Annotated in this window: 18 protein-coding genes and 1 pseudogene; 14 read left to right on the top strand and 5 right to left on the bottom strand. The window is 74.8% G+C overall.

Features of this window, described 5'->3' with window-relative positions:
- Window positions 1–181 precede the first annotated feature (181 nt).
- The 3 genes from AB0J24_RS03755 (at window position 182) to AB0J24_RS03745 (ending at window position 3393) form a co-directional block, all read left to right on the top strand.
- The gene (locus AB0J24_RS03755; protein ID WP_358674925.1) at window positions 182–1954 is read left to right on the top strand and encodes an acetyl/propionyl/methylcrotonyl-CoA carboxylase subunit alpha; all 1773 of its coding nucleotides are present in this window, start codon (window positions 182–184) and stop codon (window positions 1952–1954) included.
- A 114-nt stretch (window positions 1955–2068) separates the two neighbouring features.
- Window positions 2069–2665: a GNAT family protein gene (locus AB0J24_RS03750; RefSeq protein WP_358674922.1), complete on the top strand. Its 597-nt coding sequence runs from the start codon at window positions 2069–2071 to the stop codon at window positions 2663–2665.
- 236 nt (window positions 2666–2901) lie between these two features.
- Entirely contained in the window at window positions 2902–3393 is a 492-nt protein-coding gene (locus AB0J24_RS03745; protein ID WP_358674919.1) for a hypothetical protein, read from the top strand.
- A gap of 79 nt (window positions 3394–3472) precedes the next feature.
- Here the strand turns inward: AB0J24_RS03745 and AB0J24_RS03740 are convergent.
- Window positions 3473–4050, bottom strand: a pseudogene (locus AB0J24_RS03740) (XRE family transcriptional regulator).
- A 102-nt stretch (window positions 4051–4152) separates the two neighbouring features.
- Between AB0J24_RS03740 and AB0J24_RS03735 the strand changes: the two are divergent.
- The 4 genes from AB0J24_RS03735 (at window position 4153) to AB0J24_RS03720 (ending at window position 7478) form a co-directional block, all read left to right on the top strand.
- Window positions 4153–4749, top strand: a complete 597-nt coding sequence (locus AB0J24_RS03735) for a class I SAM-dependent methyltransferase (RefSeq protein ID WP_358674916.1) — start codon at window positions 4153–4155, stop codon at window positions 4747–4749.
- A gap of 146 nt (window positions 4750–4895) precedes the next feature.
- On the top strand, window positions 4896–5219 hold the full coding sequence (locus AB0J24_RS03730) for a PE domain-containing protein (protein ID WP_358674913.1): 324 nt from the start codon (window positions 4896–4898) through the stop codon (window positions 5217–5219).
- A complete protein-coding gene (locus AB0J24_RS03725) occupies window positions 5216–6703 on the top strand; it encodes a hypothetical protein (protein WP_358674910.1) in 1488 nt (495 codons plus the stop codon). Before AB0J24_RS03730 ends, AB0J24_RS03725 begins: the two co-directional genes overlap by 4 nt.
- The gene (locus tag AB0J24_RS03720) at window positions 6696–7478 is read left to right on the top strand and encodes an ESX secretion-associated protein EspG (protein WP_358674907.1); all 783 of its coding nucleotides are present in this window, start codon (window positions 6696–6698) and stop codon (window positions 7476–7478) included. The genes AB0J24_RS03725 and AB0J24_RS03720 overlap by 8 nt, the downstream gene beginning before the upstream one ends.
- On the opposite strand, the gene AB0J24_RS03715 is transcribed toward AB0J24_RS03720, so the two are convergent.
- Entirely contained in the window at window positions 7448–8851 is a 1404-nt protein-coding gene (locus tag AB0J24_RS03715; protein ID WP_358674905.1) for an NAD(P)H-quinone dehydrogenase, read from the bottom strand. The two genes, AB0J24_RS03720 and AB0J24_RS03715, sit on opposite strands and share 31 nt — an antisense overlap.
- 150 nt (window positions 8852–9001) lie before the next feature.
- Here AB0J24_RS03715 and AB0J24_RS03710 point away from each other — a divergent pair, with 150 nt between their 5' ends.
- Entirely contained in the window at window positions 9002–9460 is a 459-nt protein-coding gene (locus AB0J24_RS03710; protein WP_358674902.1) for a gamma-glutamylcyclotransferase, read from the top strand.
- 9 nt (window positions 9461–9469) lie between these two features.
- On the opposite strand, the gene AB0J24_RS03705 is transcribed toward AB0J24_RS03710, so the two are convergent.
- Window positions 9470–10714, bottom strand: a complete 1245-nt coding sequence (locus tag AB0J24_RS03705; RefSeq protein ID WP_358675415.1) for an amidohydrolase — start codon at window positions 10712–10714, stop codon at window positions 9470–9472.
- Window positions 10715–11182: 468 nt separating this feature from the next.
- Between AB0J24_RS03705 and AB0J24_RS03700 the strand changes: the two genes are divergently transcribed.
- From AB0J24_RS03700 to AB0J24_RS03685, 4 genes are read left to right on the top strand one after another with little or no spacing between them, the layout of a single operon-like run.
- Entirely contained in the window at window positions 11183–12886 is a 1704-nt protein-coding gene (locus AB0J24_RS03700; protein ID WP_358674899.1) for a serine/threonine-protein kinase, read from the top strand.
- Window positions 12887–12913: 27 nt separating this feature from the next.
- Window positions 12914–13708 (top strand): purine-nucleoside phosphorylase, encoded by a 795-nt coding sequence (locus AB0J24_RS03695; RefSeq protein ID WP_358674897.1) that lies wholly within the window; start codon window positions 12914–12916, stop codon window positions 13706–13708.
- A complete protein-coding gene (locus AB0J24_RS03690) occupies window positions 13708–15360 on the top strand; it encodes a phospho-sugar mutase (protein WP_358674894.1) in 1653 nt (550 codons plus the stop codon). Before AB0J24_RS03695 ends, AB0J24_RS03690 begins: the two co-directional genes overlap by 1 nt.
- Window positions 15357–15818, top strand: coding sequence for a flavodoxin (locus AB0J24_RS03685; RefSeq protein WP_358674891.1), 462 nt, complete (start codon window positions 15357–15359; stop codon window positions 15816–15818). The genes AB0J24_RS03690 and AB0J24_RS03685 overlap by 4 nt, the downstream gene beginning before the upstream one ends.
- 32 nt (window positions 15819–15850) lie before the next feature.
- On the opposite strand, the gene upp is transcribed toward AB0J24_RS03685, so the two are convergent.
- Complete coding sequence (gene upp, locus AB0J24_RS03680) at window positions 15851–16474, bottom strand: uracil phosphoribosyltransferase (protein WP_358674888.1); 624 nt, start codon at window positions 16472–16474, stop codon at window positions 15851–15853.
- A 428-nt stretch (window positions 16475–16902) separates the two neighbouring features.
- On the opposite strand from upp, the gene AB0J24_RS03675 reads away from it, so the two are divergent.
- Both AB0J24_RS03675 and AB0J24_RS03670 read left to right on the top strand, forming a co-directional pair.
- Window positions 16903–17139, top strand: a complete 237-nt coding sequence (locus AB0J24_RS03675) for a hypothetical protein (protein WP_010230125.1) — start codon at window positions 16903–16905, stop codon at window positions 17137–17139.
- 145 nt (window positions 17140–17284) lie between these two features.
- On the top strand, window positions 17285–18562 hold the full coding sequence (locus AB0J24_RS03670; RefSeq protein ID WP_358674885.1) for a primosomal protein: 1278 nt from the start codon (window positions 17285–17287) through the stop codon (window positions 18560–18562).
- Here AB0J24_RS03670 and AB0J24_RS03665 read toward each other — a convergent pair.
- A complete protein-coding gene (locus AB0J24_RS03665; RefSeq protein ID WP_358674882.1) occupies window positions 18495–19664 on the bottom strand; it encodes an adenosine deaminase in 1170 nt (389 codons plus the stop codon). The genes AB0J24_RS03670 and AB0J24_RS03665 overlap by 68 nt on opposite strands.
- Between the last annotated feature and the right edge of the window lie 8 nt (window positions 19665–19672).

Here is a 19672-nt window from a genome sequence, read left to right as displayed (position 1 = left end):
CAGTGCGTGGTCCCACTCACCTCTGGACCGATCACGACGAGGTCAGGGACGACCCCCGCCCGGGGCGAGTTGCCTTCGCCACAGCCCTCACAGGGAACGATCCGGTGTCGGGCTCTTACACTCGCCGGTAACCCAGCGCCGGAGCACCGGGACGGCGCCTGCGACCGGAGGAGTTCGAACCGTGCCCGCACTGCGCAAGGTGCTCGTCGCCAATCGGGGCGAGATCGCCGTTCGTGTGATCCGAGCCGCGAAGGACGCGGGTCTGGCGAGCGTCGCCGTCTACGCCGACCCGGACCGGGACGCCATGTTCGTCCGGCTCGCCGACGAGGCCTTCGCACTGGGTGGGTCGACCGCCGCCGAGTCCTACCTCGACATCGACAAGGTGATCGGTGCCGCGAAGCAGGCCGGTGCGGACGCCATCCACCCCGGCTACGGCTTCCTCTCCGAGAACGCCGACTTCGCCCAGGCCGTGATCGACGCCGGCATCACCTGGATCGGGCCGTCCCCGCAGTCGATCCGCGACCTCGGTGACAAGGTCACCGCCCGGCACATCGCCACCCGTGCCGGGGCGCCGCTGGTCCCCGGCACCAAGGACCCGGTCGCGAACGCCGACGAGGTGCTCGCCTTCGCCGACGAGCACGGCCTCCCGGTCGCGATCAAGGCCGCGTTCGGCGGCGGCGGCCGCGGGATGAAGGTGGCCCGTGAGCGCTCCGAGGTCGCCGAGCTCTACGAGTCCGCGGTCCGCGAGGCGACGTCGGCGTTCGGGCGCGGTGAGTGCTTCGTCGAGCGCTACCTGGACCGGCCCCGGCACGTGGAGACCCAGGTGCTGGCCGACCAGCACGGCAACGTGGTCGTTGTCGGCACCCGCGACTGCTCGTTGCAGCGCCGGTTCCAGAAGCTCGTGGAGGAGGCCCCCGCGCCGTTCCTCACCGACGAGCAGCGCCGGACGCTCTACGACGCGTCCAAGGCCATCTGCAAGGAGGCCGGTTACTACGGCGCGGGCACCGTCGAGTTCCTGATCGGTGAGGACGGGATGATCACCTTCCTGGAGGTGAACACCCGGCTGCAGGTCGAGCACCCGGTCTCCGAGGAGACCACCGGGATCGACCTGGTCCGGCAGATGTTCCGGATCGCCGAGGGCAAGGAGCTGGAGATCACCGACGACCCGGCGCCGCGCGGGCACGCGATCGAGTTCCGGATCAACGGCGAGGACGCCGGGCGCAACTTCCTCCCGGCCCCGGGCACCGTCGAGCGGATCTGGTACCCGGCGGGCCCCGGCGTGCGGGTGGACGCGGGCGTGGAGGACGGCTCGGTGATCGGCGGGCAGTTCGACTCGCTGCTGGCGAAGCTGATCGTCACCGGCACCGACCGCAGGCAGGCCCTGGAGCGGGCCCGCCGCGCGCTGGACGAGTTCCGGGTCGAGGGCATGGCGACCGTGCTGGAGTTCCACCGGCTGGTCGCCGCCGATCCCGCCTTCACCGCCGAGTCCGCCGAGGACTTCGCCGTGCACACCCGCTGGATCGAGACCGAGTGGAACAACACGGTGCCCCCCTTCGAGGGCGGCGCCGGGGCCGACGAGGACGGTGCCGAGCGGCAGAAGGTCGTCGTCGAGGTCGGCGGCCGCCGGCTGGAGGTCTCGCTGCCCGGTGATCTCGCACTCGGCGGTGGCGGCGGGCCCGCCGGGCGCAAGGCGGCGCCGCGCAAGCGGGTGGGCAAGGGCGGCGGTGCGAAGGGCTCCGGTGACGCCGTCACCGCGCCGATGCAGGGCACGATCATCAAGGTCGCGGTCTCCGACGGTGACACCGTCTCCGCGGGTGACCTGATCGTCGTGCTGGAGGCGATGAAGATGGAGAACCCGGTCACCGCCACGAAGGACGGCACGGTCACCGGACTCACCGCCGAACAGGGTGCCTCGGTGTCCCAGGGGACCGTGATCTGCGAGATCAAGGACTGAGAGAAGCTTGCGGAACGAAGAATCGGCGCTGAGAGAAGCCTGCGGAACGAAGATCGGCGCTGAGAGAAGCGTGCGGAACGAAGAATCGGCCCTGAGAAGCGTGCGGAACGAAGATTGGGACTGACGCCGTTGTCGCTCGATCCGGTCGAGATCAACGCCGGGTCCTGGTATCTGCGCGGCCTGCGGCACGACGACCGGGTGGACGACCGCCCGGCCGTCGCCGCGTCCGCGCGGGACCCGGAGATCCGGCGCTGGCGCAACCGCCCCGACCCGGCGTCCCCGGGCTTCGACGACGCCGTGACCGCGCACGTCGCGGACCGGATCGACGGCTGGGCCCGCGGTTCGCGCTACGCCTGGGCCGTCGCCGAGCCGACCACCGGTGAGATGCTCGGCGAGGTCACGCTGGAGCAGCTCGACCCGGTGCACGGCACCGCCGAGGTGCGCTGCTGGACGCTGCCCGCCGCCCGCGGGCGGGGACTGGCCCGCACGGCCGTCGGTGCGGTCGTCCGGTTCGGGTTCGGCGGACTCGGCCTGCACCGGGTCACCTACCTCCACGCCGAGCCGAACCGCGCCTCCGCCGCCCTCGCCGCCGCGCTGGGCTTCGTCCACGAGGGACGGATGCGCGAGGCGTGGGAGGTCGACGGCGCCCGGGTCGACGTGATCGTCCTGGGCCGGCTGCGCACCGATCCCGCTCCCTGGGACACGCATTGACCGGACGCCCGACGCAGCCCTAGCGTCGTTGCGCCGCGCACACCGGACAGGTGCCCGCGGTTCGACCGAACACCGTCCAACTGCATACCGCACAACTCCACAGCCGAACCCGTGTGCCCGATCCACGGGGCCCGGACACCCCGCCACGCGGAGTACCGCGCCGCGGATCCGCTCACCACGCAGGCCTGTGCCGCGCCGTGAGCCGTCACCAGCTCCAACGACGCACAGGATCCGTCATGCCCCTCGCATCATCGGCGTCGCCACACGTGACGACGCACGTCCACACCGACGGCCCGATCCCGGGCCCGCACTCCCTGCTCACCCTGACCTCGACCGCGTACGGCGCGGGCGGGGTCGTGGTCGGCACCTTCTCCGCGAACCTCCGCGAACTGCCGGGGGCCACCCTGCACCCGGTCGCGTTGGAGAACTGGCGCAGCCGGGCCGAGGACTGGCTCCTCACCCGCCGGGCCGCCCGCCCGCCGGGGCAGGTCGCGAACGCGTACGCCGCCTGGGTGGACGACCTCGGCGGTTCTCCGCAGTTCGTCGTCGACCCGGCGGAGCCGGACCACCTGTTCGTGTTCTGGTACCTCCAGAGGTTCGCCGGCCGCTGGCCGTTCGCGGGGCTCGCCCCCGCGTCCGCCACGACCTCCTGGGCTCCGGCACCGTGCCCGCTCAGCGGGTGCCGACCCGCCGACACCGGCGACCGCGACGCGGTCGCCGCGGCATAGCGACAGACGCACACCCCCGTACGTACCGGATCGCGACCGGTACGTGCGGGGGTGTCGTCGTGCGCGACCGGAGCGGCGGTCATCCCCGTCGCACGTGCACCCGCTCGCCCTGGCGTCCGACCAGGCTCAGGTACTCCACGGGGCCGCTCGAGGTCGCGCCGAACCAGTGCGGTGTGCGCGTGTCGAACTCCACCGCCTCCCCCGCCTGCAGGAGCAGGTCCTGGTCGCCGAGCACCAGGCGCAGGGTGCCGTTGAGGACGTAGGCCCAGTCGTGGCCCTCGTGCGAGCGCGGATCGGGCAGCGTGTCGTCGCTGCCGGTGGGGAGCACGAACTTGTAGGCCTGGACACCTCGGGGGCGGCGGGTCAGCCCGATGACGACCGCCCCGTCTCGCCGCACGCCGTCGGGCGCAGGTCGACCCGCGGGTCGGCGGTGCGGGGGGCGTCGACCAGGGAGTCGATGGTGACGCCGTAGTAGCGGGCCAGCGGCAGCAGCTGCTCCAGTGTCGGGCGGCGGATCCCGGCCTCCAACCGGGACAGGGTGCTGGCCGAGATCCCGGTCTCCCCGGCGAGCCGGGTGAGGGTGACCTCGCGGTGCAGCCGCAGCTGCTTCAGACGCGGGCCGACGGTGTCGAGGGTCTGCCGGGGAGACTCGTTCACCCGGCGAGTTTGCCATTCGGCAAGAAGGTTTGCCGATCTCGCGGGGCGGTGCCGATCCTGGCCCCGGCGCCGAGGGCGCGCCACGGGACCGGAGGATGCGCGATGCACACGTTCGACAAGGCCTACTGGGAGCGGCACTGGACGCCGTCCGCCGACGGCGGCGGGCGCGACCTGCCGGTGAACCCCTACCTCCCGGCCGAGACCACCCACCTGCGTACCGGCACCGCGCTGGACGCCGGGTGCGGCACCGGGGCCGAGGCGATCTGGCTGGCCTCCCGGGGCTGGCAGGTCACCGGTGCCGACATCTCGTCCGCGGCGCTGTCCGCCGCCGCCGGCCGGGCCGGCCTGGCCGACCGGGTGGACTGGGTCGAGGCCGATCTGACCGGCTGGGAGCCGGGCCGGACCTGGGATCTGGTGGTCACCAGCTACGCCCACACCGAGACCGGACAGTACGCGCTCTACCGCAGGATCGGCTCCTGGGTCGCCCCCGGAGGCACCCTGCTCGTCGTCGGGCACCTGCACGGCGGCCACGACGACCACCCCGAGCGGGCCACCGCCGACCGGACCCGGATCGCGGCGCTGTTCACCGCACCGGAGTGGCGGATCGACGCCGCCTACGAGACGACCCGGACCGTCCGCCCCCGTGGGCGGGCGGTGGAGCTGCACGACGTGGTCGTGCGTGCCCGCCGCACCGGCTGACACCGGCCGCACCGGTGGGAACGCGCGGGCCCGGCGACGGGATCGCCCGTTCGCGATGGTGACCGGCCGAGCGCGGATCCGGCGTGCCCGTCGACGGCGGTGGCTAGCGTGCCGCCGTCACCGCCCCAGCCGCCCGGAGGTCAACCGTGCCCGCCCCCCGCCCGGATCTGCGGATCGACCCGTCGACGCCGCCCACCGTGGTCGCGGCGCTGGACCGCGCTGCGGACCGGCTCGCGACCGTCCTCGACCGGCTCGACGCCGACGCCCGCCGCGTCCGGCCCTGGCTGGGTGACCCGGTGAGCGCGCAGGCCGCCGCCCGGTACGCCGGGCACGCCGCGGACGGGGCCGACGCGGCCATCGAACGGATCCGTGCGCTGCGCACCGAGCTCGTCCGCGCCCGGGACGCCGTCGCGCGCTCCGGTCGGGCGTACACCGCTACCGAGGCCGCCGTCGCCGGGACACTGCGGTGACCGCTCCGCGTTGGGCCGGGATGAGCCACGCCGAGCTGCACGCGATGGTCACCTCGGGTCCCGGCCCCGAGGCCTCGGCGGCAGCCGAGCAGGCGTGGCGGGCCACCGGTGAGGCCCTCGACGAGGTGCACCGCGAGCTCGCGGAGCGGGTCCGGGCGCTCCCGGGCGGTTGGGCCGGCGGTGCCGCGGACGCTGCCGCCGCGGCGCTCGACGCCCTCGCCGGCTGGGCCGGCGCCGCGGTCGGCGAGGTGGTACGGACCGCCGACGCGCTCGCCGCGCAGGCCGCACTGGCCGCCGAACTGCGCAGCCGGATGTCCGCACCGCCCGCCGGCTCCCCGCCGGAGATCGCACCGGCCGGCGCGGCGGTCCTGACCGACTGGGCCGCAGCGGACGCCGAGGCCGGGAACGCGGCGGCACGCGCCGCCGAGCTGATGCAGCGCTACGCCGACGACAGCCGGGCAGTCGGGACCGGCTGGAGCGGTTGGTCCGCTCCGCCCGCCGTGACGGCGGGCGACGAGCCCTCCGGCGGGCCCGGCCGCACCGGGGGCGCGTCCACCGACTCGGCGGGTGTGGTCGTGTCGGACGGCCCCGGAGCCGGTGGCCTCTCCTCGATCGCCTCGGGGGCCGGCGGCCCGGTGGCGGCCGATCCGGGATCCGGGCTGGGCGGTGGCCCGGGATCCGGCGGTCCCGGGAGGGACCATCCCGGGACCGGCGGCCCCGGGGCTGGTGGTTCCGGGCCGGGCGGTTCCGGGGCGGGCGGCTCCGGGGCGGGCGGCTCCGGGGCGGGCGGCTCCACGGGGGTCGTCGCACCGGGGTCGGCGGGCGGTGGTGGGCCGGGGGCGGGTCCGGCGTGGGCGGCGGGTGGCGGGGCCGTCCTCGCCGCGGGTGCGGCGGTGGCCGGGTCAGCCGGCCGGGCGGTCCCTGCGGCGGGGCCCGGTACGGGTGCCGGGTGGCGGGCGCCCTCCGGTGGCGCACCGAGCCGTGTCCGGGCCTCCGGCCCGGCGGAGGGGCGAGCCCCCGGTGGTCTCCGGCCGGCTCCTCCCGTGCCGGGCGGGCCGGTGGTCGTGCCGCCGGCCGGCTCCGTCCCGGTGGGGGCGGACGTCGCGGCACGGGGCGGTTCCGCGCTCACCGGGCCGAACGACACCGCGCCGGCCGGACCGGTGCCCCCGGGCCCGCCCGTCACGACACCGGGCCCGCCCGTCACGACACCGGGCCCGCCCGTCGCGGCACCGGGCCCGCCCGTCGCGGCACCGGGCGGAGCCACACCTGCCGGGCTGCCGGGCAGCGTCGCACCGGGGGTGCCGGCGCCGACCGGGCCGCTGTCCGGCCCCGGGCCCGTCGACGCACCGGCCGCCGCGCGTCCGCAGGCCTGGCGCCTGCTCATCGACCGGCACGATCCCGGTGACCCCGGCCACCGGTCACCCGGCGTACCGGACGACGACGCGGTACTGCAGCCCGAGCAGCGCTGGCGGGATCGTGGCTGAACAGAGCCGGCCGCACCGGTTCGTCCTCACCGCCGCCGAGTTCGACGTCGTCTGGGAGCAGCTCGGCCTCGGCACCACGCCGGTTGCCCTGTGGGTGGCCTCCCCCGGCCGGAGCACCGACGAGCGGATCCGGGGCGTCACGGCCGTCCTGTCCGCCCTGCGCGGGCGCGGCCTGGCCGGGGCACGCGGCCTCGCGCCCGGACTGGTCCACCTGCTCACCCTGCTCGCCCGGCCCGAGCGGCAGCTGGAGGTCCGCGCACGGTTCGGCTCACCGCTGCGCGCCGTCACCGCCGAGAACGACGACGGTGGCGTGGTCGCGGTCCACAGCGGCGGCAGCGTGACGATCGCCGCGGCCGGTCCCCCGGCGCACGCGGCGGTGTCGGTGCTTCCGCCCGCCCCTCCGGGCCCCGGCCCCGCGACCGGGATCCCGACGGCCGAGCTGGCCCGCCTGCTCGGCGCCGACGGCGGCACCCGGCCCGGCCGGGACGTGACACCCACCGGTCCGGTGACCCGGCTGGAGTCGGTGCTGCGCGGCCCGGCCCGGTACGCGCAGGTGTGCGCGGTCCGCTTCGACCGCTGGGGCAACCCGGACCGGCCGCCCGGCCATGTCACCGTCGTCGACACGGCCCGCGGCCGCTACCGGCTGACCCGCGACACGGAACCAGCCGCCGGACCGGAGTGGGTCACCCTCGCCCCGGTCTCCGCTCGGGCGTTGCGGGCGCTGCTCGACGGGCTGTTCGGGAGTCAGTCCAGGTCGGAGTGCTGCATCAGCTGACGGCTCGCCTCGGTGATCGACCCGGAGAGCGACGGGTACACCGAGAAGGTGTGCGCCAGGTCGTCGACACCCAGGCCGTTCTGCACGGCCATCGCGATCGGCAGGATCAGCTCGCTGGCGACCGGGGCCACCACCACCCCGCCGATGACCACCCCGGACGCCGGGCGGCAGAACAGCTTCACGAAACCACGGCGCAGGCCGCGCATCTTCGCCCGCGGGTTCGTCGCCAGCGGCAGCATCACCGTGCGGGCCGGGACCTCGCCGGAGTCGATCGCGTTCTGGCTGATGCCGACGGTCGCGATCTCGGGCCTGGTGAACACGTTGGCCGCGACGGTCCGCAGCCGGATCGGGGCGACGCCCTCGCCGAGCGCGTGCCACATCGCGATCCGGCCCTGCATCGCCGCCACCGACGCGAGCATGAGCACCCCGGTGCAGTCACCGGCCGCGTAGACACCGGGCTCCGCCGTCCGGGAGACCTTGTCGACCGGGATGAACCCGCCGCGGTCGGTCTCGACCCCGATCTTCTCCAGGCCGAGTTCGGCCGTGTTCGGCACCGAGCCGACCGTCATCAGCGCGTGCGAACCCTCGACCGTGCGGCCGTCGGACAGCGTCACCAGCACCCCGGCACCGGTGTTCTCGACCTTCTCGGCACGGGCGTTCGCGAGGATCTCCACGCCGCGGTCGGCGAAGACCTCCTCCAACACCGCGGCGGCGTCGGCGTCCTCGTGCGGCAGCACCCGGTCCCGGCTGGACACCAGCGTGACCCGGCAACCCAGCTCGACGTACGCGGAACAGAACTCGGCCCCGGTGACACCGGAGCCGACCACGACGAGGTGCTCGGGCAGCTCGTCGAGGTCGTAGAGCTGGCGCCAGTCCAGTACCCGGTCACCGTCCGGACGGGCGGAGTCGAGCACCCGCGGGGTCGCGCCGGTCGCGATGAGCACGATGTCGGCGACCAGCTGCTCGGTGGAGCCGTCGGCGTGGGTGACGGTCACGTCGTGGGTCGCACGGCCCGCGCCGGGACCGTCGAAATGCGCGGTGCCCGCGACGATCCGCACGCCCTCGTTCTCCAGCCGGGCGCGGATGTCCGCGGACTGCGCCAGCGCCAGCGACTTGACCCGCTCGTTGACGGCGGGCAGATCGACCGCGGAGCTGCCCCGGTCGACGAGCACGCCCAGGTCCTCGGCCCGGTGCAGGTCCACGCGTACGGCGGCCGAGGAGATGAACGTCTTCGACGGGACGCAGTCGTAGACGACGCACGCGCCACCCATCCCGTCCCGCTCGACGACGGTCACCTCGCTGCCGTGCTGCGCCGCGACCAGCGCGGCCTCGTATCCGGCAGGTCCGCCGCCCATGATGACGATGCGGGTCACGGGTAGTCCCCCTGAGACGTCGGTGGTGGGCCGGCGGCCTCGCGCCTCCGGCGTCGACAGGGTTTCACAGTACGCGTGTCCTGTTCGGCGGGCCGGACCGGGCGGGGACCGCCCGACCGGCCTCCGACCCCGAGCCACTACGCTGCCCCCGTGCCTCTGTATGCCGCATACGGGTCGAACATGGACCCCGAGCAGATGAAGGAGCGCGCCCCGCACTCGCCGATGGCCGGGACCGGGTGGCTCCAGGGCTGGCGGTTGACGTTCGGCGGTGAGGACTACACCTGGGAGGGCGCGCTCTCCACCGTGGTGGAGGAGCCGGGCTCCCAGGTGTTCGTCGTGCTCTACGACGTCCCCGAGCACGACGAGGCGCAGCTCGACCGCTGGGAGGGCGGTGAACTCGGCCTGCACAAGAAGCTGCGGTTGCGGGTCGCCACGCTGGACGGCAGCGTGCTCGCCTGGATCTACGTGCTCAACGCCTACGAGGGCGGCGAGCCGTCGGCCCGGTACCTCGGGGTGATCGCCGACGCCGCCGAGATGGCCGGCGCCCCCGCCGACTACGTCAACGACCTGCGCAGCCGCCCGAGCCGGAAGTCCTCCGCGGGCGGCTGAACGGGCCGGTCAGGCGGCGTTCGCCAGCGCCGCGAGGGCGGCGTGCACGAGCACCCGGGACCCGAACGGCAGCGCCCGCTCGTCCAGGTCGAACGTCGGCTGGTGGATGTCCCGCTGGGGGCCGGTGCCCGGCCACACGCCGAGCCGGGCCATCGCGCCCGGGGAGTGCTCCAGGTACCAGGCGAAGTCCTCACCGCCGGAGGACTGCTCGGTGCTCGCGTCGGCCGGCTCCCCGCCGACGGTCACCGCCGCGTCGCGCAGCAGCTCGGTGGAGATCTCGTCGTTGACCACCGGCGGGACCCCGCGCACATGGTCCAGGACGTACCCGACACCGGTCGGAGCCAGCACCGCGGCGACCAGCGCGCGCAGCGTGTCCTCCAGCTCCGTCCAGGTCGCGTGGTCGGCGGTGCGCAGCGTGCCGCGGACCATCCCGGACTGCGGGATCGCGTTGGCCGCATCGCCCGCCTGCACAGCGCCCCAGGTGAGCACGGTGCCCGAGCGCGGATCGACGTGCCGGGTGAGCAGCAACGGGACCTGGGTGGCCAACAGGCCGAGCGCCTGGATCAGGTCGGCGGTCAGGTGCGGGCGCGAGGTGTGCCCGCCGGGCGAGGTCAGCCGGACCTCGATCAGGTCGCAGGCCGAGGTGATCGGCCCGACCCGGGTGCCCAGCCGTCCGACCTCCAGGCGCGGGTCGCAGTGCAGCGCGAAGATCCGCGCCACGTCCGACATCACGCCCTGGGCGATGACGTCCAGCGCGCCACCGGGCTGCACCTCCTCGGCCGGCTGGAACACGACCCGGACCCGGCCCGGCAGCGACGGCGCCGAGTTCAGCGCCAGCGCCGCGCCGAGCAGCATCGCGGTGTGCCCGTCGTGCCCGCAGGCGTGCATCACACCGGGCGCCGTCGAGGCGAACGGCAGGCCGCTCTGCTCCTGCAGCGGAAGTGCGTCCATGTCGGCGCGCAGCGCCACGAGCGGGCCGCCGTGGCCGATGTCGCAGACGACACCGGTTCCCCCGGCCAGCGTGCGCGGCTCGAGGCCCGCGCGCAGCAACGTCTCGGAGACGCGCGCCGTCGTGCGGTGCTCGCGGCGGGCCAGCTCCGGCTGGGCGTGGATGGCGCGGCGCCATCCGACGATCTCACCCTTGTGCGCCCGCATCCACGATTCCAGCCAGGCCGGACCCGTGCCGACACCGAGGTCGTCGACCGGGAGGTCGCCCACCTCGGGAAGCTCGGTGCGGGTCTGCAGCGCAGTCACCTTGTCCTCCTCGTCCGGGATGTCGGGAGTCCACACGTCGTCCTGTCACGGCGCCGCGTCGTGCCCGACCACGACTCATGGTGCTCACCCGTCCGGCGGTGTTCCAGTCGAAATCGGCTGTTCGCGGGTCGGCGCGGCGAGGGGTCGGCGAGCTGCTGCCAACGGGTTCGCCCACTGTGACGAGCGGGCGGGCGGGGACACGACGAACGGCCGTTTCCGCCGTTCACCGGTGGTCCCCGACCGCGTTGCGCCGGTGCGCGGCCGCACCCCGACCGCGCACCGGCCACATCGCAGCCACATCGCGGCCACACCGTCACCGGGCCGTGACGGTGCGGCGCCCGCCCCTCGGGTTGCGCCGTCCGGCGACCGGGACCACCCCCGTTGGTGACACACCGTCACTGCCCGGAACCAGCTGTCACGGCCGGTGTCCAGGCGGAGCGCCCGCGGGTCGATGGAACAATCGCGGGCGTGACCGTTCCCGAGGGCGATGTCCAGCGCCGCCAGATCGCCGGGCGGTACCGCGTCGACGGACCGCTCGGCAGCGGCGCGATGGGCACCGTGTGGTCCGGTTTCGACGACGTGCTGCAGCGCCGGGTGGCGCTCAAGGAACTGAAGATCCCGGACGGGATCCCGGACGCCGAGAAGCTCGAGCTGCGTGAGCGGATCATGCGGGAGGCCAGGGCGCTGGCCGGTCTCTCGCACCCGAACGTCGTCACCGTGTTCGACGTACTGGACTCCGGCGGCGACGAGCCGTTGGTGATCATGGAGCTGGTGCCGTCGAAGAACCTCGCGGCGGCGATCTCCGAGGCCGGGCGGCTCGACCGGGCCCAGGCCGGGGTCGTCGGGTACGGCACCGCCGCCGCGCTGCGGGCGGCGCACCGGGCCGGGATCACGCACCGCGACGTCAAGCCCGGCAACGTACTGATCTCCGACGACGGGCGGATCAAGCTCACCGACTTCGGCATCGCCCGCAACGAGTCCGACGCCCCGATGACCTCGGCCGGCCTCGTGCTGGGCTCCCCCGCCTACATCGCGCCGGAGGTCGCGGCAGGCCAGCCGGTCACACCGGCCGCGGACCTGTGGGGGCTGGGCGCCACGCTGTTCGCCGCCGTCGAGGGCAGGCCGCCCTACGACGTCGACGGCGACCCCGTGCGCACCATCACCGAGGTCGTCGACGGGCCGGTGCCGGTGCCGACCGTGGGCGGCCCGGTCGCCGAGGTGATCTCCGGGCTGATGGTCAAGGAGCCGGCCGCGCGGATGCCGCTGGACGAGGTCCGGGCACGGCTGCGACCGTTGCTCGCCGATCCGGAGGACCCGATCTTCCCGGGTTCGCCGGACGTCCCGACCGTGATGGCCCGGGTCCCGGCGCCGACCGGTTCGCCCGCGTCGGGCCCCCAGGTTCCGCACCGCGCCCCGGCACCGGCCGCCACCGGCACGCACGTCCGGGGCGGTGCCCCCGTGGCCGGCCCGGCCGCACCGCCCGTACCTGTGCCTGCGCCGGCCCCGGCGCCCGAGCCCCGGTCCGCGCCCCGCCCGTCGCGCCCGGCCGGGCGGGCCGGTGCGGCCCCGGCCGCCCGGGCGGCGACCGGTGGCGCCGGGTTCGCCGGCGTCCTCGGGGGGCTCCCGCTGGTGCTCGGCGGCGCGCTGCTGGTGCTGCTGGGTGCGTTCGCCGGCTTCACCGGGGTCAGGACACTGGCCGGACAGGAACCGCTGAGCACGATCACCGTCGCCACCGAGCGCACCCCGCGGATCGCGCACCCGGACCCGCTCGGGTTCTCGGTGGCCGTCCCGCAGGACTGGACCCAGTACCGCTCACCGGCCGGGGACGGTTCGGCGGTGGTCCGGTTCGTCAGCCCGGACGGCAGGCAGGAGCTGTCCGTGCGGGCCGCGTCCTCGACCGCCGCGGTGGCCGAGGCGCTCACCCCGGAGGCGCTCGGCGTGGACGACGTCGACGCGGGCCCGGTGGTGCCGCAGCCGGACGGGACCGACCAGATCGAGATGACCACCACCAGCGGCCCGCAGCAGCGCAGCACGCTGCTGCGGATCATCCCCGGCCGCGGGCCGGACGGGGTGTGGGTGCTGCAGCTGACCTCGCCCGCGGGCCAGGCCGAGGACGCCGCCGCCGGGTTGTTCGACGCGGTCGCCGCCGGCTTCCGCAGCACCGGGGGCTGATCCGGCCCGGAGTCTAGGGTGACGCGCATGTCCGCCCCCGCGAACGCCGCCCAGCAGGCCGCCGTCGAGCTGGCCCGCCGCACCGGAACCGATCGACACGACGTCGCGGTCGTGCTCGGCTCCGGTTGGCGACCGGCCGCCGACGTGCTCGGCACCACCGGCGTGGAGCTGTCGATGGCCGAGCTGCCCGGGTTCGCCCTGCCCTCCGCGGTCGGACACGGCGGCACCGTGCGTTCGCTGAGCATCGGGGACCGCCGGGTCCTCGTGCTGCTCGGTCGCACCCACCTCTACGAGGGCCACGGCGTCGAGGCGGTGGTGCACGGGGTGCGGACGGCGGCCGCGGCCGGCGTGTCGGCGGTGGTGCTCACCAACGCCGCGGGCGGGATCACCGAGGGGCTCTCGGTCGGGCAGCCGGTGCTGATCTCCGACCATCTCAACCTGCTCGCCCGTTCGCCGTTGGTCGGCGCCGACTTCGTCGACCTCACCGACGCCTACTCGCCGCGGCTGCGCGCCGCCGCCCGCGAGCTCGATCCCTCGCTGGTCGAGGGTGTGTACGCCGGGCTCCCCGGCCCGCACTTCGAGACCCCCGCCGAGATCCGGATGCTGCGCGGCCTCGGTGCCGACCTGGTCGGGATGTCCACGGTGCTCGAGACGATCGCGGCCCGCGCCGTCGGCCTGGAGGTCTGCGGCGTCTCGCTGGTCACCAACCTGGCCGCCGGATTGTCCGGGCAACCGCTGGACCACCGGGAGGTGCTCGCGGCCGGAGCGGCCGCGGCGACCCGGATGGGCGAGCTGCTGGGCGAGCTCGTCACCCGCGTCTGATGGGGCTCGCGCCGCAGCTGCGGGACGGTGCGCTGCGCTGGATCGCCGACGATCCCGATCCCGGCACCCGGGCCGAGCTGGCGCAGCTGCTGGTGACCGCGCTGGCCGGCGGTCCCCCGGCGGCCGACGCCGTCGCCGGGATCACCGACCGGATGTCCGGTCCGTTGCGGTTCGGCACGGCGGGCCTGCGCGGGCCGGTCCGGGCCGGACCGGCCGGGATGAACGTCGCCGTGGTCACCCGCACGACGGCCGGGCTCGCCGCCTGGCTGCGCGCCGGCGGCCGCAACGGCACCGTCGTGGTGGGACGCGACGCCCGGCACGGTTCGGCCGCGTTCGCCGAGGCGGCGGCCAGGGTGCTGACCGGTGCCGGGTTCACGGTGGCCCTGCTCGACCCCCCGGTACCGACCCCGCTGGTGGCGTTCGCCGTGCGGCGGCTCGGTGCGGTCGCCGGGATCGCGGTCACCGCCTCGCACAATCCGCCCACCGACAACGGCTACAAGGTGTACCTCGGGGACGGCGCCCAGCTCGTCCCGCCCGACGACGTCGCCATCGAGGCCGCCGTGACCGCCGCCCCCGCCGCGATCACGGTCCCGCTGGGGCCGCTGCCCGCCGTCACCGACGTCACCGAGGACTACCTCGACCGGGTGGCGACGCTGCCCCGCACCCCGCGCGGCGCCGCGCCGCGGATCGCGCTGACCCCGATGCACGGCGTCGGCGGGCCGCTCGCGACGGCGGCGCTCGCCCGTACCGGTGTGCACGACGTCCGCGTCGTCGCCGCCCAGGCGCGGCCCGATCCGGACTTCCCGACGGTGGCGTTCCCCAACCCGGAGGAGCCGGGGGCCACCGACCTGCTGCTGGAACTGGCGGCGGCGAGCCGTGCGGCCCTGGCGATCGCGCTGGACCCGGACGCCGACCGGTGCGCGATCGGCGTCCCGTTCGACGCCGGCTGGCGGATGCTCTCCGGCGACGAGACCGGTGTGCTGCTGGCCGACCACCTGCTGCGGGCCCGGGGCGCACCGGGCTCACCGGGACCGGAGGGACCGGAGAGCGCGACACCGCTGGTCGCGACGACCCTGGTGTCGTCGTCGATGCTGGCGCGGGTCGCGGCCGGGCACGGCGCCCGGTTCGCCGAGACCCTGACCGGGTTCAAGTGGATCGTCCGGGCAGGCGAGGGGCTGGTCTTCGGGTACGAGGAGGCGATCGGGCTGTGCGTCGACCCGGACGCGGTCCGGGACAAGGACGGCATCTCCGCCGCGGTGCTGGCGGCCGACCTGGTGCGCGGGCTGGCCGCGGCCGGGTCGTCGGTGCCGGAGCGCCTCGACGAGCTGGCCGCCGCGTTCGGCGTGCACCTGACCTCGGGTGTCTCGATCCGGATGGCCCCCGCCGAGCGGGACCTGGCGGTGCAGCGGCTGCGCGACGCGCCGCCGCCGGACTGGGCCGCCGACCGGCCGGCGGCCGACGTGCTGCGGCTGCGCCGCGACGACGCCCGTGTGGTGGTCCGGCCGTCCGGGACCGAACCGAAGCTCAAGGCCTACCTGGAGGTCGTCGAACCGGCGACCGGTGACCCGGCGCTGGTCCCGGCCTCCCGGGAGCGGGCGCAGCGGCGGCTCGCCGCGCTGCGGACCGAGGTGGACGGGATGCTGGGCCGATGAGCGCGGCCCGGCTGCTGATCGTGCACCACACACCGTCCCCGGCGACCGCGGAGCTGCTCGCGCAGGTGCGCGCGGGCGCCGCCGACCCGGAGATCGCCGGGGTGCGGACCGTCGCCAGGGCGGCGCTCGCGGCGACCGCCTCGGACCTGCTGGCCGCGGACGCCGTGCTGCTGGGCACCCCGGCCAACATCGGTTACATGTCGGGGGCGCTCAAGCACTTCTTCGACCAGGTCTACTACGTGTGCGGCGAGGACACCCGCGGCCTGCCGTACGGGCTGTGGGTGCACGGCGGGTCGGACACCTCCGGTGCGACGCGATCGGTCACCACGATCGCCGAGGGTATGGGCTGGGTCGCCGCCGCCGCTCCGGTCCAGGTGACCGGGCCCCCGGACACCGCCGCCCGCGGGGCCTGCCGCGAGCTGGGCGCCGTGCTGGCCGCCGGGGTGATGCCGGACTAGCCCGGCCCACCCGCGGGTGCAGGCGCCACCGCTCAGACCGATCCGAACTGGCGGTCCCCCGCGTCACCGAGCCCCGGGACGATGAACGCGGAGTCGTTGAGCCGCTCGTCGATGCTCGCGGTGACCATCCGCAGCGGCAGGCCCGACTCGCGCAGCCGCTGCACTCCCTCCGGGGCGGCCAGCGCGCAGACCACGGTCACGTCGTCGGCACCGCGCCGGGTCAGCAGCTCGACGGTGTGCAGCATCGATCCGCCGGTGGCGAGCATCGGGTCGAGCACGAAGACCGGCCGCCCGACCAGCGAGTCGGGCAGCGACTCCATGTAGGGCACCGGATCGTGGGTCCGCTCGTCCCGCGCCATTCCCACGAAGCCCATCTGGGCCTCCGGGATCAGGTTCAGCGCCGCCTCGGCCATCCCCAGGCCGGCCCGGAGCACCGGCACCAGCACCGGGGGCGCCGCGAGCCGGTGGCCGACGGTGCGCGAGACCGGGGTGTGGATCTGCTCCTCGGCCAGCGGGGCGCCGCGGGTCGCCTCGTAGACGAGCATGAGGGTCAGCTCGCGCAGGGCTGCCCGGAAGGTCGCGTTGTCGTTGCGGGCGTCCCGCATGTTGCTGAGCCGGGCCCGCGCCAGCGGGTGGTCGACGACGATCGTGTCCACGGCCGGAGAGCCTACGTGCCGCGGCGCCACCGTGGCCGGCACGGACGGTTCCGCTGCGGCACAGCAGGACCGGCCACGACGTCGACACGGACGCGTGTCATGGTTCACGAAGAGTGAACGGGTTCGATCCACCGACGGGTGATATCAACTCGCTTGCTGCTCTGGTCGTCGTCCGCCCGGGTGAGGTCCGCGACACGGCCACAGACCTTGCGTGACAGTCGATCCCCGAACGGTCCGGCAGTGACCATCAGTGCTCGCGGCGACACGCCGGGCTCCCCTCATCGCGTGATCGCGCGCGCTGAGTGCCACTATCGGCACACGCCGTCGCCGATCTCGGGAATCACCTGACCCGAACGGGTGGTATGGCCGAAACGGTGTCACACCGGAGCCCCCGCCGACGCTGTACTAGATGACGAGGAGGTGATCCGATGCCGGAGAACACGACTTCCGAAGAGCAGACGTTGATCGCTGCTGCGGAAAAGCTCACGCAGTGCGACGGATACGTCGTTCTGGCGGTGGACCCGCAGACCGGGGAGGTGGACGCGCACGGCCCGTTCGACGGGATGACGGCGACCATCAAGGCGGACCAGCTGAGGCGCGACTTCGACCGGGGTGGTCTCGAGGACGTGTCCATCGGCGTGGTCCGTCTGCACAGCCAGGCCTGACCCGCCGGGGCCTCCCGACGGCCCTGACGTCCCGACGGCGCTGACGTCCCGACGGCGCTGACGCTCCATCCACCGTGCGGACACCGGGCGCGACACCCCGCCGGTCGGCCCGGCGTCGCGGCCGACCCGAGATAGGGTCGGCAGCGTGGCAAGCGACATCGTCCCGATCCGGCTCGCTCTCACCCGGGGCGACGTGGTCACCCTCTGGGCTCCCCCCTGGCGGGAGGACGGCGAGGAGTGGGAGGCCTTCCTCGGCGACGACGAGCACGTGTTCGTCTTCGACGAGGTCGCGGGCCTCGCCGCCTTCGTCCGGACCGCGTCCGGGCACGATCTCGAGGACCACCCCGCCTGGTCGGTGGTCCCCGGCCTGTCCGTCGGCGAGCTGACGCCCGACGATGCGCACCGGTACGACCTGGTCGGGCTGCCCGAGCTCGCCGCGGAGGACCCGGACGCCTGGACCGTCCAGGAGCTGCACGAAACCGTCTCGATGGTGCGCTCGCTCGCCGACGTCTGCGACCTGGAGAACGTCGTGGCCGCGCTGGACGGCGAGCCCACCTTCGCGCTGCTCCGTGACGGGGCCACCGCGTTCGCCGGCCGGGACGGCGCCAGGCGCTGGACCGCCCTGTCCGAGGCCATCGCCCGGCACTGGGACGAGATCGTCGACACCGTCGACGATCTGGTCGCCACGCCCGGCATCGACTCCGGGGCGCTGGAGAAGGCCCGCGCCGAGGCGTCCGAGTGGGAGGCCGCCCGGGCCACGGTGCTCGCCGGCAGCACCGGTGAGGACACCGAGCACACCGAGGACACCACCGGGGTGGCCGACGACGAGGAGACCCCCGACGACGTCGACGAGGCGCCGGCCGGCTTCTGGGCGGAGGTCGGCATCGACCCGATCCGGATCCAGAGCGGCGACACCTCCGTGGTGACGCTGCGCTGCTACCTCGACGACAAGCCGGTCTTCCTCGGCTCGGAGGGGTGGATCGACGTGTTCGGCTCGGAGCAGGAACTGGTCTCGGCGCTGGCCGACCCCGAACATCCCGCCGTGGTGGACACCGACCTCGCGGCGGCGGTCACCTTCACCGAGGTCCTCGACGCCGCGAAGGCCGGCGACCTCGACGCCACGGTCGAGGACATGAACACCTACGTGCTCACCGGCATCGGCCCGGACCTGGCCGACGGCGTCCTCGACCTGGACCCGGTCCAGCTCGACCTCGCCTCCGAGCTGCTGACCGACGTCGGCGAGTGGGCGGGCGACCCCGAGCCCGCGGAGTCCCTCGCCGAGTCGAGCAGCCTGGGCTGGCTGGTGTCGTTCGTGGTCCGGCCGGACCCGACCCGGATGGCGCCGAGCCCCCCGTTCACCCGGGAGGCGCAGGCCTGGAGCGAGCTGGTCGCCGGGCTGGAGGCCCGGCTGCGCCGCCGGTGAGCGCCTCGTAGCCGGGCCGGATGACGTCCCGGATGAGCGCCACCCGCTCGTCGAACCCGATGAACGACGACTTCATCGCGTTCACGGTGAACCACTCCAGGGTGTCCCAGCCGTAGCCGAACACCTCGGCCAGGTCGGAGAGTTCGCTGGTCATCGTGCAGCCCGACATCAGCCGGTTGTCGGTGTTGACGGTGACCCGGAACCGCAGCGCGGTCAGCAGCCCGATCGGGTGCTCCGCCAGCGAGGCCGCGGCGCCGGTGTGCACGTTCGACGTCGGGCACATCTCCAGCGGGATCCGCATGTCCCGGATGTAGGCGGCGAGCCTGCCGATGTGGTGCTCCGGCCCATCGGCGCCGGGGGTCGTGGTGATGTCGTCGACGATCCGCACGCCGTGCCCGAGCCGGTCCGCCCCGCACCACTGGATGGCCTCCCAGATCGACGGGAGCCCGAACGCCTCACCGGCGTGGATGGTGACGTGCGCGTTCTGCTGCCGGACGTAGTCGAAGGCGTCCAGGTGCCGGGTCGGCGGGAACCCCTTCTCGGCCCCGGCGATGTCGAAACCGACCACGCCCGCGTCCCGGTGCCGGACGGCGAGCTCCGCGATCTCGCGCGAGCGGGCGGCGTGCCGCATCGCGGTCAGCAGGGCGCCGATCCGGATGGTGCGCCCGCGGGCCGCGGCCCGCTCGGTGCCGATCCGGAACCCGTCCAGGACGGCGGCGATCACGGCGTCGACGTCCAGCCCGCCCTCGACGTGCAGCTCCGGCGCGAACCGGACCTCGGCGTAGACGACACCGTCGGCGGCGAGGTCCTCGGCCGCCTCGGCGGCGACCCTGGCGAGTGCCTCCCGGCTCTGCATGACGGCGACCGTGTGCCCGAAGGTCTCCAGGTAGCGGACCAGTGAGCCGGAGTGCGCCGCGCCGAGGAACCAGGCGGCGAGCTCGTCCGGATCGGTCGTCGGGAGCCGGTCGTAGCCGGTCTCGCGGGCCAGCTCGATGACCGTCCCGACGCGCAGGCCGCCGTCGAGATGGTCGTGCAGCAGCACCTTCGGGGCGCGCCGCACGGTGTCACGGGAGACCGGAACGGCCACGGGGTCGTCTGCCACCCGCGCAC

Source organism: Pseudonocardia sp. NPDC049635 (genome assembly GCF_040659795.1).
Lineage (GTDB): Bacteria > Actinomycetota > Actinomycetes > Mycobacteriales > Pseudonocardiaceae > Pseudonocardia.
This window is presented reverse-complemented; position numbering and strand designations above follow the sequence as displayed.